The sequence below is a fragment of the Phycisphaerales bacterium AB-hyl4 genome, from assembly GCA_041821185.1.
In the GTDB taxonomy this organism is placed as follows: domain Bacteria; phylum Planctomycetota; class Phycisphaerae; order Phycisphaerales; family Phycisphaeraceae; genus Natronomicrosphaera; species Natronomicrosphaera hydrolytica.
In genome coordinates this window covers 1-12,923 of sequence record JBGUBD010000012.1, presented here as the reverse complement: position 1 = coordinate 12,923, position 12,923 = coordinate 1, and the positions used below count along the sequence as shown (strand labels likewise).

General features: G+C 65.0%; 12 protein-coding genes. 8 read left to right on the top strand and 4 right to left on the bottom strand.

What is annotated here, in order from left to right; genetic code table 11:
* Positions 1-21 precede the first annotated feature (21 nt).
* From ACERK3_15965 to ACERK3_15935, 7 genes are all read left to right on the top strand, one after another.
* Positions 22-276 carry a EutN/CcmL family microcompartment protein gene (locus ACERK3_15965; protein MFA9479783.1) on the top strand — a complete coding sequence of 85 codons (255 nt, stop codon included), beginning with the start codon at positions 22-24 and terminating at the stop codon, positions 274-276.
* 6 nt (positions 277-282) lie between these two features.
* Entirely contained in the window at positions 283-1,203 is a 921-nt protein-coding gene (locus ACERK3_15960; protein MFA9479782.1) for a hypothetical protein, read from the top strand.
* 12 nt (positions 1,204-1,215) lie between these two features.
* Entirely contained in the window at positions 1,216-1,539 is a 324-nt protein-coding gene (locus ACERK3_15955) for a EutN/CcmL family microcompartment protein (protein MFA9479781.1), read from the top strand.
* A gap of 16 nt (positions 1,540-1,555) precedes the next feature.
* Entirely contained in the window at positions 1,556-2,443 is an 888-nt protein-coding gene (locus ACERK3_15950) for a class II aldolase/adducin family protein (GenBank protein ID MFA9479780.1), read from the top strand.
* Positions 2,444-2,529: 86 nt separating this feature from the next.
* Positions 2,530-3,447 carry a lactate/malate dehydrogenase family protein gene (locus ACERK3_15945; GenBank protein MFA9479779.1) on the top strand — a complete coding sequence of 306 codons (918 nt, stop codon included), beginning with the start codon at positions 2,530-2,532 and terminating at the stop codon, positions 3,445-3,447.
* 3 nt (positions 3,448-3,450) lie between these two features.
* Complete coding sequence (locus ACERK3_15940; protein MFA9479778.1) at positions 3,451-3,687, top strand: hypothetical protein; 237 nt, start codon at positions 3,451-3,453, stop codon at positions 3,685-3,687.
* Between the two features lie 77 nt (positions 3,688-3,764).
* Positions 3,765-4,523 carry a DeoR/GlpR family DNA-binding transcription regulator gene (locus ACERK3_15935; GenBank protein ID MFA9479777.1) on the top strand — a complete coding sequence of 253 codons (759 nt, stop codon included), beginning with the start codon at positions 3,765-3,767 and terminating at the stop codon, positions 4,521-4,523.
* Positions 4,524-4,621: 98 nt separating this feature from the next.
* Here the strand turns inward: ACERK3_15935 and ACERK3_15930 are convergent, their stop codons facing one another.
* The 4 genes from ACERK3_15930 to ACERK3_15915 all read right to left on the bottom strand — a co-directional run bounded on the left by ACERK3_15930 (position 4,622) and on the right by ACERK3_15915 (position 8,620).
* A complete protein-coding gene (locus ACERK3_15930; GenBank protein MFA9479776.1) occupies positions 4,622-5,062 on the bottom strand; it encodes a hypothetical protein in 441 nt (146 codons plus the stop codon).
* Positions 5,063-5,346: 284 nt separating this feature from the next.
* Positions 5,347-6,732 (bottom strand): dihydroorotase, encoded by a 1,386-nt coding sequence (locus tag ACERK3_15925; GenBank protein ID MFA9479775.1) that lies wholly within the window; start codon positions 6,730-6,732, stop codon positions 5,347-5,349.
* Between the two features lie 34 nt (positions 6,733-6,766).
* Positions 6,767-7,129, bottom strand: coding sequence for a hypothetical protein (locus tag ACERK3_15920; protein MFA9479774.1), 363 nt, complete (start codon positions 7,127-7,129; stop codon positions 6,767-6,769).
* A gap of 90 nt (positions 7,130-7,219) precedes the next feature.
* Positions 7,220-8,620 carry a phosphomannomutase/phosphoglucomutase gene (locus ACERK3_15915; GenBank protein MFA9479773.1) on the bottom strand — a complete coding sequence of 467 codons (1,401 nt, stop codon included), beginning with the start codon at positions 8,618-8,620 and terminating at the stop codon, positions 7,220-7,222.
* A gap of 269 nt (positions 8,621-8,889) precedes the next feature.
* Between ACERK3_15915 and ACERK3_15910 the strand changes: the two genes are divergently transcribed.
* A complete protein-coding gene (locus ACERK3_15910; GenBank protein MFA9479772.1) occupies positions 8,890-12,375 on the top strand; it encodes a hypothetical protein in 3,486 nt (1,161 codons plus the stop codon).
* Positions 12,376-12,923 lie beyond the last annotated feature (548 nt).

Sequence of the window (12,923 nt, the reverse complement as noted above, 5' to 3'; positions counted from 1 at the left end):
TCGGAACTCGAAACCGACCCAATGCAGCACGCCCTCGTCTACGGCCGAGCCACCAGCACCGTCAAACATCCCTCCCTCCAGGGACGAAAGCTGCTGGTCTGCCAACTGCTCGGCAACACCGGCCAACCCGCCGGCGACCCCGTGCTCGCACTCGATAACCACGGCGCCGGCGCAGGCGACCGCGTCATCCTCACCAGCGACGGCCAGGGCCTCCGCGAACTGCTCAACGACAACACCAGCCCCGCACGCTGGTGGACGCTCGGCATCATCGACTGATCCACCATGGCGAACGACCACGAACAACTCGTGCAACAAATCGCCGACCAGGTCATCGCCGCCCTGCGCGCCCGCGGAGCCACCCCCGCCCCCGGCAACGCCCCCGGCAGGGCCCCCCAAAGCCCCGCCCCCATCCATCCCCCCGTCGGCGTCTGCACCGGCGACTACTCCAAATTCACCGAACTCCAAACCACCCGCCCGCTGACCACCCCCCGACAAACCACCTCCCGAAGCCCACAGCGTAACGCTGTGGGCGTTCCCCCCATCACCCACCCCTCAAGCCCCACGCCTCAAGCCCCCACCCCCGCCCTCAAAGGCTTCGTCACCGCCCACCAACTCGAAGCCGCCATCAAAGCCGCCCCCGACGGCGTCGCCACCCTCGCCGCCGACGCCCGCCTCACGCCGCTCGCCGCCGACTTCGCACGCCACCACCCGGCCAAGGTCCGCCGTGCCAGTCAGCAGTCGCACAACCCGACGAACCTCGCACACAACCACGCCACGACGTCGGCCCCTTGGCTCTGGTGGGCGGATGCCCATTGTCCCGCGGTCCAATCGCTGACTGCCGACCACCGCGACCGCCTTCGCCCCGCGACCGCGCCGCGAACCGACGTGGGCCTCGTCGAAGTCGTCAGCGACCTCGCTCGCCTCGTCGCTCAGCGACGTGTGCAGGGCGGTCTGCTGTTCGTCCGCTCCGCCGCCCGCCCGATCTGCTACGCGAACCGTTGCAAAAACCTGCGAGCCGTGGTCGGCACATGTGCGGAAACCGTCGACGAAGCCGTCCGCGAGCTTGGTGCAAACGTGCTCGTCATCGAGTACCCCTACATCAGCCCCGCAACCATGAGCGACCTGCTCGAGCGCATGCTCGCTCAAACGCCCGACTTGCCCGCCAACGTGGCGCGGCACTTGACCGACCTGCACTGCCGTTAAATCGAACACCCCATGCGAATCGGACGCGTCATCGGCACTGTCACGCTCAACCGTCGGCTTGAATCGCTCAAGCCCGGCCGGTTGCTCGTGGTCGAAGCCCTCGACGCCCACGCACTCCAGCACATGGACACCGAAGCTCGCCGCGAAGGCCCCATGCCCGAGTCGCTCGTCGTCTTCGACGAACTCGGCGCAGGCGTCGGCCAGCTCATCGCCCTCAGCGAAGGTGGCGAAGCCGCCGCGCCGTTTCACCCCGGCCGCGTGCCCGTCGATGCCTACAACGCCGCCATCCTCGACACCATCCAGGTCAATGCCGAGCTGACCAAGTCGCTCGTATGAATAAGTGAGACACGCTATGAACAACAAACTCGACAACCTCAAAGAACAGATGTGCGAAATCGGCCGACGGATCTGGCTTCGCGGCTATTGCGCCGGCAACGAAGGCAACCACTCCGTCCGCATCGACGACGACCGCTACCTCTGCACGCCCACCGGCCTGAGCAAAGGCTTCCTCACGCCCGACGACATCGTCGTCGTCAACGGCAAGGGCGAGCAGATCGAAAAGAACAAGAACGGCCGAAAGCGCACCAGCGAAGTGCTCGTCCACCTCGCCATCTACAAGCAGCGGCCCGACATCAACGCCGTCATCCACAGCCACCCGCCACACGCGGTCGCCTTCTGCATCGCCGGCATGCCGCTGCCCGAGGGCATCCATCCCGAAGCCGAAGTCTTCCTCGGCAAGGTCCCCGTCGCCCCCTACGCCACGCCCGGCACGGACGCTCTGCCCAACTCCATCCTCCCGCTCATCGGCCCGGAAACCAACACCATCCTCATGGGCAACCACGGCTCGGTGAACTTCGCCGACGACCTCACCATCGCCTACTACCGACTCGAAATCCTTGACAACTACTGCAAGCAGCTCCTGCTCGCACGACAACTCGGCAACGTCAACGTGCTCAACGCCAACCAGATGACCGAGCTGCTCAAGGTCAAAGAAAAGTTCGGCTTCCCCGACGCCCGCATCGCCTGCTCCGCAGACGGCTGCATCGGCACGGAAAACCAGCCGTTCCTCACACCCTTCGACGTTCGCCCGGCCAGCGCGTCGTGCAGCTGCAACGGCGGCGAAGTGAAAACCGAAAAACCAAACACCGCCACCGCCGCGTCCACCGGCTCGGTCGACAACGACGCCTTCGAGCAGATGGTCCAGTCCATCACCGACCAGATCATGGCCGCCGCGCGCTAAACCCGAATCACTACACCCCCAAGCCGAGGCCTGAGCAAAGCGAAGCCCCGGATCGCCCCGCGACCCGACCGAGGAATCCCATGAGCATCAAAACAGCCATCATCGGAGGCGGCGGCCGCGTCGGCTCGAACGCCGCGTACGCCCTGCAATGTGCCGGCCTCGTCCGCGAGATCGTCCTTAACGACGTCAACGCCGACCTCGCCGCAGGCGAAGCGCTCGACCTCATGCAGGGCAGCTCACTCATCGCCGACCAGACCATCACCGCCGGCGACATGAGCGCCCTCGCCGACGCCGACGTCGTCTGCATCACCGCCGGCAGCCGACGCAAGCCCGACGAGTCGCGCCTCGACCTGGTCAACCGCAACGTCTCGATCTTCAAGGGCATTCTCGACGACCTCCGCGCCGCCAACCTCCGCCGCGATGCGATCATCTTCGTCGTCTCCAACCCCGTCGACGTGCTCACCCGCCTTGCCATCGAGCACCTCGACTGGCAGCCGAGCAAAGTCATCGGCCTCGGCACGGTGCTCGACACGGCCCGCTTCTGCTCGCTGATCGCACAAGCGAAAAACTACCCCGCCACCCAGGTCAAAGCCCTCATCCTCGGCGAGCACGGCGACGCGATGGCGCCCATCTGGTCCAGCGCCTCCGTCGCAGGCATGGCACTGACCAAACTACTCAGCGTGCCCGAGCAGAACGAACTGTTCAAACGCACGCAAGGCTCCGGCGCGGAAGTCATCCGTCGCAAGGGCGGCGCAGGCTACGCCGTAGGCGCCAGCATCGCCGAGGTGATTCACTCGATCGCGCTCGACCGCCGCCGCATCCTGCCCGTCAGCTCGCGCATGACCGGGCAGTACGGCGTGCGTGAGGTGTGCTTGAGTGTGCCAACCGTTGTGGGCCGTGAGGGGGTCCTCGAAGCACGTGAGATCGAGCTTTGGCCGAAGGAAGTCGCCGGCATCCAGGCCAGCGGCCGCGCCTTGCAGGACACCTGGCAGAAACTGGGCTGAACCATGGAAAGCACTCCCAAACACAGCTCCGCCGACCACGATGTGATCAACCGCATGCTCGGCAGCGCCGCGGTCAAGCCCTTGCCGCCGACGATCGAAGTGCACGTCGCGTCCGCGTCCGCGTCCGCGCCTGCGAAGCCCAAGCCCGCCGCCTCACACAGCGAGCCCGACTTCACAAAGATGACGCCTGCTGAAAAAGTCGCATGGAACCTGGCGCGCTGGAAGCGCGTGCTGGGCTGACCGCCAACATTTAGCCGCGGTGCTCGCACCGCGATCCCACGTTCGCTACCCGCGTCCCCGTGTCGCAAGGATCACCCATGCTCATCGCCGAGCGACATCGCAAGCTGCTGGCCATTCTTCGCGAGCGTAAAGCCGCGCAGCTTGAAGACCTCGCCCGCGCGCTCGACGTCTCCGGCTCCACCGTCCGCCGCGACCTCGAAGCCCTCGAACAGCAAGGCCACATCGAACGCACCCACGGCGGGGCCGTCTACCGCGAACGCGCCAGCAACGGCCAAACCTCGCTCGCCCTCGCCGCTCGCATGCAGGCCAACATCGCCGCCAAGCAAGCCATCGGCAAATGCGTCGCCGACCAGGTCCAACCCAACATGACGCTCCTGCTCGATGGCGGCTCGACCGTCATCTACGCCGCCCGCCAGATCGTCGCCCGTCCCTTGCAGGTCGTCACCAACAGTCTCTCGATCGCCAACCACTTCGCCGACGACGAGCAGGTCGAGTTGCTGTTGATCGGCGGCAGCCTCTACCCGCGCTCCGGCGTGCTCGTCGGCCCCATCGCCATCGGCTGCCTTGCCGACCTTCACGCCGACCTGTTGCTCTTCTCCCTCGCCGGCCTGTACGACGATGCCGCCTACAACATCAACCTCACGATGGCCCAGGTCGAGCAGGTCATGATGCAGCAGGCCGCCCGCTCCATCATGCTCATGGATTCAAGCAAGTTCGGCCGAAAGAGCCTCGTCCGCGTCTGCGCCGTCGACGATGTCGACCAGATCGTCACCGACACCGCCGTCGACGACGAATGGCGCGACCGCCTCACCGACCGCCTCACCATCGCCGAGTGACCGCCGCCCACCTCGCTCTCATCAACCACCCACAAAGCCTACGGATGACATCCGTGGGCCGCCTCACCGCGCCTGAACTCAACTGACCCCCCACACACCTACTCCACCACCACACCCACCCGCTCGCCCGCGCGATACACACGCTCCTCCACCAGCCAGTCGCCCGGCACGGTCTCCGTCACAAAGCCAGGCCGATCGTCCCATTCCGCATCAAACGATCCGCTCTGCCGCCGTCGTTCCGTCGCCGTCATCGCCCGCGTGCGAAGCGTCGTCGGCTGCCGTTCCATCGTCAACAGAATCACCACATCCACATGCCCCGCATCCGCATACCGATTCGCAATAATCGCCTGCACCGCCTGTGCCGAGTAGCTGCCGTTGTATTCGTTCACCCGCGACTCAAGATATTCGAGTCCCTCCACCTCGCTTCGCTCGATCGTCGTGCGAACGTTCGCCAGCCGTGTCGTGTCCTTCACCTCCGTCGCCACACAACCCACCAGCAGCAGGGCGACAAGCAACACCAACGACAAACGACTGGACATGGTAAGTGACTCCGAAAACGAACACGATTGTTTGACGTCACGTTGTTGATTCACGTCAAGCCACTGGATATACGCCAAGACGCCAAGCCACCAAGACGCCAAGAAGAAAAAGGTATAAGGCAAATAATAAAAACCGAAGGTGAACGCAGATCAAGAGCCGGCGTTTCCTCCCCATCCGCATTCATCTGCGATTTCAAATCCCTTCTTTTTGTCTTTCCCTTGGCGTCTTGGCATCTTGGCGGCTTGGCGTAAATCCGTGACGCCGCATTAATCCTCATCCACCCTCACACCAACCCCTCGACCAGCCGACTCGGCGTGCTCGCCACCGGCTCGCCCGCACCTTTCAATCGTGACGGGTCCCGCGCCAGCTTCACCTCGCCGCCCACAATCGTCGCGATCGGCAACGCGGTCAGCTGCCAACCGTCAAACGGACAGTTCCGCGCCTTGCTCGCGAACGCATTCACATCCACCGTCCACTGCTGCTTCGGGTCGATGATCGTCACATCCGCGTCCGCCTGGCTGCCAGCCGTCGCCGTCAGCGTCCCCTTGCCTTCCAACTCGCACAGCCGCGCGCTATTGACCGTCATCATCGCGATCAACTGCGGCCAGCCAATCGTCTCCGTCTCAATCAGCGCCTTCACATACAACGCCAGCGCCGGCTCAAGGCCGATGATCCCGTACGGCGCCGCCGCGAACTCCAGCTCCTTCTCCTCCATCGTATGCGGCGCATGGTCCGTCGCCAGCACGGTGATCGTCCCGTCCGCGACGCCTTCCAGCAGCGCTTCAATATCGCGCTTCGCCCGCAATGGCGGGTTCATCTTGAAATTCGTGTCATAGCTTTCGCAACTTTCATCCGTCAGCAGCAGATGATGCGGGCTCACCTCCGCCGTGATCGCCGCCTGCCCGAACAGGTCCGCCCGCGCCTGGCGAATCAACTCGACACTGCCGCCCGATGAAAGATGCTGCACGTGATATCGGGCGGAAAAGTTCTGATGTTTGTTCAGCAGAATATCGCGTTCGATGATCAGCTCTTCCGCCACCCGCGGCCAGCCGGGCAGCCCCAGCCGTGTCGCGATCGCGCCTGCGTTCATCGCGCCGCCGCCGAGCTGCGGGTCTTCGCAATGCTGCATGAACACCTTGCCCGTCATGCCGATGTAGCTCAGCGCCTTCTGCATCACCGACGCGTTCGCCACTGCCACGCCGTCGTCTGAAAACCCCACCGCGCCGGCCTTGGCCATCAGCCCGATCTCGGCCAGCTCTTCGCCCTTGCGCCCCTTCGTCACCGCGCCCACGGGAAACACGTTCGCCAGGTTCGCCCGCTGTGCCTGCCGATAGACGTACTCAATTCGGCTGTCATCATCCAGCGTCGGCTCGGTGTTCGGCATGCAGCAGACACTGGTAAACCCGCCCGCGACCGCCGCCGCGCTGCCCGTCGCGATGGTTTCCTTGTGCTCCTGCCCCGGCTCGCGAAAGTGCACGTGCACGTCGATGAGCCCGGGACAGACGATGCACCCCGACGCATCGAACACGCGTCCGCCATCGCTGGTGTCCGGCTTCGTAACCTTGCCGATTTTCGCGACCTTCCCGCCTTCGAGCACGAGGTCGGTTACTTCGTCGACATCATTCGCGGGGTCGATCACCCGCCCGTTGGTAATGGTGAGCCGTGCCATAGCCGTAAGCATATCAGGTAGGGCACGGCTTGCCCTACGGCATTTTCGCGCCCAGCAGGCCCACCTCGATCCCGTTACGGCGCAGCGTGTGAGTCGCCCTGGCGTTGACCGCGAGCAAAATAATCAGCCCCACAAGCGGGATGAGCGTGAGAAGGCCCAGCAGAATGCCAATGCCGATGCCATACAACTTCGTTGCCAGCAGGAACACGAACACCATCGCCACGAGGCCGACAACGAGCACGCCCACCGCGAGCAGCGGACGCACTTCCGCCGGCACGACGAACTGGCCGACGATCGTGAGCAGGTAGATCAGAATGCAGACGAGCAGCGACTTCTGTCGCGATGCGATGGTCTGGACGTCCGAATCCAACGACGGCGGCGCGGGTGCTTGCGACAAGGCAATGCTCCTTTGTAGCAAGTAGGGCAGGGCTTGCCCTGCCGATGCTTGTGATGCGGTCGAATGGCAGGGCAAGCCCTGCCCTACACCTCAATGCCCCGCTGCCGGCTGGCCCACCTTCGGCGTCAGCTCATCCATCAACTTCTCCAGCGTCGCCGCGTCCTTCCCTTCCGCGTTCAATCGCAGCAGCGGCTCCGTGTTGCTCGCTCGCACGTTGAACCACCAACCCTTCGTATCCCACGCATCAATCGTCACGCCGTCGAGCTCGTCAACCTCGGCCACGTCGGCGTAATCCTGCTTCAACGTCGCGAGCACCCCATCCTTATCTTCCACCTCGAAGTTGATCTCGCCCGACTGTGGATACTTCCGGTACGGCTTGATCCGCTCGCTCAACGGCGTGTCCTTCTGACCCAGCATGCTCAACATCGCCGCAAACGCGATCGCGCCCGAGTCAGCGAAATAGTTGTCACGGAAGTAGAAGTGCCCTGACAGCTCACCGCCGAACACCGCGTTGTGCTCGCGCAGCGCTGCCTTCATGAACACATGTCCGACCTTCGACTTCACCGGCTTCGCGTCCAGCGAGCGAACGGTTTCTTCGAGCACCTTGCTCGATCGCAGGTCGTACACCACTGCCGGGTCGTGCGTCGCCGGGTTGCTCTCATCGAGCGCGAGGAAGTGGTTGGCGAGCAGGGCGGTCAGGTGGTCGCAGCCGATGATCTCGCCTTGATCGTCGGTGAGCATGCACCGGTCCGCGTCGCCGTCGAAGCACGCGCCCAGGTGGGCCCCATGCTCGCGCACGCCTTCCTGCGTGGGGATCATGTTCTCCGCCACCAGCGGGTTGGGCTCATGCACGAAGCTGCCGGTGATCTCGAAGTTGATCGGGATGATTTCCAGATTCTCCACGCCCGTAAAGATCGCGGGGATCATCCGCCCAGCCATGCCGTTGGACGCGTCGATCACCACCTTGATCTTCCGCTTCAACGGCACGAGAAACTTCAGCACATGATCGCGGTACGGCTTCCACAAATCCTGCGTCTCAAACTTGCCCGTCGGCTCGGCCAGCAGGTCCGCGTCGTCCAGGCCCTCGGCCGTCTTCTGAATCTCAAGCAGCCCCGTCGCCGCACCGATCGGCTTGGCGAGCTTGCCCGAAATCTTGAAGCCGTTGTATTCGATCGGATTGTGGCTGGCCGTGGTCTGCACCCCGCCGATGGCTTTGAGGTGGTTCACCGCGAAGTACATGAAGCTCGTGTCGCACATCCCCAGGTCGATCACATCCAGGCCGGCCGTGCGGATGCCCGTGCTCATCGCTTCGCAAAGCTTCGGCGAGCTCGGCCGCATGTCCCGGCTGACCAGCACGGTTCCGGGCTGGTTGTTGTTCTGCTTTTTGAGAAACAGCGCCGTCGCGTAGCCGACCTTCCACGCGGCCTCTTCGTTCAGCGGGTCGGGGTGAATCGCACGGACGTCGTATGCTTTGAAGATTTTGCCGATCATCGCTCTGTCTGCTCCCTCTCAGGTCAAGTTGAAAACCAGTTGTTGATGGTGATGATACCGCCCTCCAGCAGACGGGTCACTTGCTCACCCCACCAGACTTCATCCACACCCCCCATACCCCTTAAAGCCCGGGGGCAGCCGTCCCCGGGTCTCCCCAATAAACCACACCTTCCCGGGGAACATTCGCAGTTTACGATTCGTCGTATAAAATGATGCGTCGCGCCCTCCTTTTCGCCCTGACCTTTAGCTGACCTTCCGAAACGAGCCTGATGTCGAAGCGTTACCTGCTGATTGGAATCGCCACCCTCGTCGCCGTCGCGTTGTTTGCCCTGACCCTCATGGTCGACACGCCCCACGAGCAGGGCACCACCGCGCGTGGTCCGATTAACGAAGGCCCGCCCGACGTCGCGCCCTACTTTGACCCCGACCGCGCCGCCGGCGCCGACGAAGGCATCGCCAGCCCCGAACTCTTCCAGGAAGTCACCCGCGGCCAGTACCGCTTCCGCGACGGCCGCCGCGACACGCTGCTGTTCTACGACCGCGTCACCCCCCAGCCGCACGGCATCCTCGATGTCGAGCAGCCGATCGCCCAGATCTACTTCTCCGCCGAGCAGGTGCTCGAAATCCGCGCCGACGCCTGCACCTTCATCGCACCCGAAAACCAGCCGCGCGGCGGAGCCTTCCGCGGCAACGTCGTCGTCACACTCTTCGAAACCGACGACGGCTCGCCCGTCGCCTTCGACAACCCCGACCACATCCAGCTGCGCACCTACCTCGATGAAGCCACCTTCGACCTCGACCTCGGCCAACTCGAAAGCGACAGCGACGTCGAACTCGTCGGCCGCGAGGTCGCCTTCCGCGGCACGGGCCTGAGCATGATCTACAACGAGCTTCGCCGACGCATCGAACGCCTCGAAATCGCCCGTGGGGAAATGCTCCGCTTCACTCCCCGCCGTGAAGTTGACGAAGCGAACGACCACACGAACGACACCTCCGAAGCCCACACCCCCCGAAGCCCACGGCGTAACGCCGAGGGCGTCCCCCCCCAACCCACCGACGAACCCACCACGACTGCCACCGCGCACACCACTGCTGATGCGGATGACACCAACACCCACGCCGCTACCGACCCCGCCACCACCACCGCACTCGCAGATGCGGACGCCGCTACCGACGCCGCCACCGCCGACGCCGACCCCGAGTTGTTCTACCGTGCTCGTTTCGAGCAAGACGTTCGCGTTGAAGCGGAGGGCGGCGCGGTCCGCCTCGCTGCCGACGCGCTGGACGCCGTCTTCACCCTCCGCTCCACCGACTGGGGCCCCTCCACCTCCCGCTCCCCCAATCACCAACCGCAAACCACAAACCACAAACCAACTCCTCCCACCCGTTACGCCACCGCCCGCGCCGACACCAACGCCACCACCGCCGACGCGCCCGTCATCGTTGACGACGCCGCACCCCCCGCGATGCTCGACGAGTCAACGTTCCGTCAAGGCCCTGCCGACGACGACCGCACCGTCACCATCTACTGGACCGGGCCGATGATCCTCGAACCCGAGCACGACCCCGACCCCGCCCTCGTCGGCCCCGAAGACCTCCTGCTCCAACTCGTCGGCCAACCCGCCCGCCTCGACACCGCCGACCACGAACAACTCACCGCCAACCAAATCCAGTACATCACCAGCACCGGCCACGTCCGCGCCACCGGCACCGTCACCGCCCCCGTCCACCTCATCTCCAACGAGATGGGCGAACTCCAGGCCGTCTCCCTCGAACTCGACCAGCAAAACGCCACCGGCATCATCCAAGGCCCCGGCTGGCTCACCAACCGCACCAGCAACAGCAATAGCAGTAACGACACCGGCGACACAACCGCAAACACCGGCGACGCGATCCGCGTGGCCTGGCATGACCAGCTCGACCTGACCTTCTTCCCCGACGACTCGGACGCCGACGCCGACGCGCCTTCCGACTCGGCCGGGCTCCGCCCCGGTGTTCGGCTGGCGGGCCTCGACACCGCGCGCTTCCACGGCAACGTCGAAGTCAATCACCCGCAGTTCGACCTCGACGCCGGCCGACTCGCGCTGCACATGCACCCGCCCGCCGACAACCGCCAGGCCATCCGCCACATCGACGCCGACGACAACGCCTACCTCCGCGCCGCGATCGAAGATGACGCCGACCCCGACGCCCGTGCGATCATCAACGCCAGCGCGCTCGCCGTCGCTTTCGAACTCGACGACACCGGTACGTCGCACGCCCGCCGCCTCAGCGCCCGCGAGTCTGTCGTGGCCGAGCATCCGCAGTGGCGGCTCGAAGCCGGCGAAGTCGTCGCCGAGCTCGCGCAGGCCGACGCCGACGAAGCAACGCCTATGGATGAGCAAGCCGACGCCGCCGCCGCGCCCTCGCCCACCGACGCCTTCGCTCGCGGCGCGAATGTGCAGCGCCTCACTGCCGAGCGCGACGTTCGCTTCACGCTCATCGAAGAAGCCACCGAGCTGGCCGGCCATCGCATGGTTGTTCATGTGCCTGACGACACGGTCGAGCTGTTCGCCGACCCCGACCACAGCGACGCCAACCCCGCCCGCCTTATTCGCGACGACGCGACCCTCGCCGGCCCGCACATCACGCTCGCCCAGCAGGACCGCTCGCTTCACGTGCAGGGCCCCGGTTGGCTGGACACGAACCTCGACCCCGACGACCCTGACGCTCGGCTGATGGTCAGTTGGAACGACGCGCTGCACTACGACGACACCACCGGCCGAGCCCACGTCGTCGGCCAGGTGCAAAGCCAATCCACCACCACCACCAACCGCACCCGCCTCACCGCCAACGACCTGAAGTTTCATCTCGTGGCCGCGGAAGACACCACCGAAGACACCACCACCACCCGAAGCCCACAGCCTAACGCCGTGGGCTTCCCCGCCCATACAACTCCCTTCCCAGCCAACCCCATCGACTTCACCCCCGTCACCCCCGAACCCACGAACGACCAACCCGACGTCGTCGCCGCCAGCTTTGATCGTCGCCACATTCGCACCGCGACCGCCGACGGCGACGCCACCTTCCGCGCCGAAACGCTCGATCCCGACACCGGCCAGCGCGTCAGCTACATCCAACTCGAAGGCCCGACCCTCCACTTCGACGGCGACGCCGAGCAACTCACCGTCCCCGGCCCCGGCCGCATGTCCCTCGTTGACACCCGATCGTCGGCTCCAAACGAGAAACCAGAAACCACAAACCAGGAACCCGCCCCCACCCCCGACACATCCCCCGTCAACTTCACCGGCCGGGGCGTCACCGTCTTCGACTGGCAACGTCAGCTCACCCTCGACGCCGCGAACAACACCGCGCTCTTCGAGCAGGACGTGCAGATGCTCCATCAGCCGCCGGACGACGGCCCGCACATTCAGCTCGATGCGCAGCGGCTGCTCGCTGACTTCGTCGAGACTGGCGGGCTTGCCAACTGGATCGAAGGCGACGCCGCTGACCCGCAGCTCAACCTCGTCCGTGCCGACGGCAACATCCGCATCATCCACGGCGACCGCACGATCGTCAGCGATCATCTGCAATACACCGCTGACGATGACACCGTCCGGCTTTGGGCCGATGCGGGCAATTATGTTGAGGTCAGCCGTGCCGATCAGCCGTCGCCGCTCACCGCCGAGTCGTTGTGGTGGGACCTCGCCCGCGACCGCTTCGAAGCCCGTCGGCCGGGCCCGACCATCATCCCCATGCCCGCCGCGTCGGAGTAATACAGCCGCGGTTGATCGTCTTGTGTGTGTCGTGCTGCGTACGGCGCACGCGCGGGACAGGTCAGCGCGCACCGGGCTGTCGCGTCGGCCCGGCATAGCAAGCGTTTCGGCTGCGATTCGGTCGGCGCCCGGCTTGGCGTGGTGGTGATAACGGACAGGACCACGTCAGCCATGAGCGTCGCAAGATCGGCCGACCACGGATGAAATGTCGCGACGCGCGGGCGTCGGGGCACTTGCGTGTTGAGTCTGCCTGTCCGGGCAACAGCACACCACGACCCATGCTCTTTCGTCACGGGTCGGCTGGATGCGGACGCTTGCGAAGTGGTTTGTTGTTGATGTCACACCGCCGACCTCGGCTGCGTGTCGTGCTTATGCCGACGCGCGGGCGAGGCGGCGGTTTTGATTTGGGGAGAAGCCCACGGCGTGACGCCGTGGGCTTCGAAGCCATGGAATAGCACGGGGGTAATACGGTTTCAAGTTATTTCCAGCGCGTTTTCCCACCCCCTCTCCCTCCCAGGGAGAGGGCTGGGGTGAGGGTGAAACGGTTC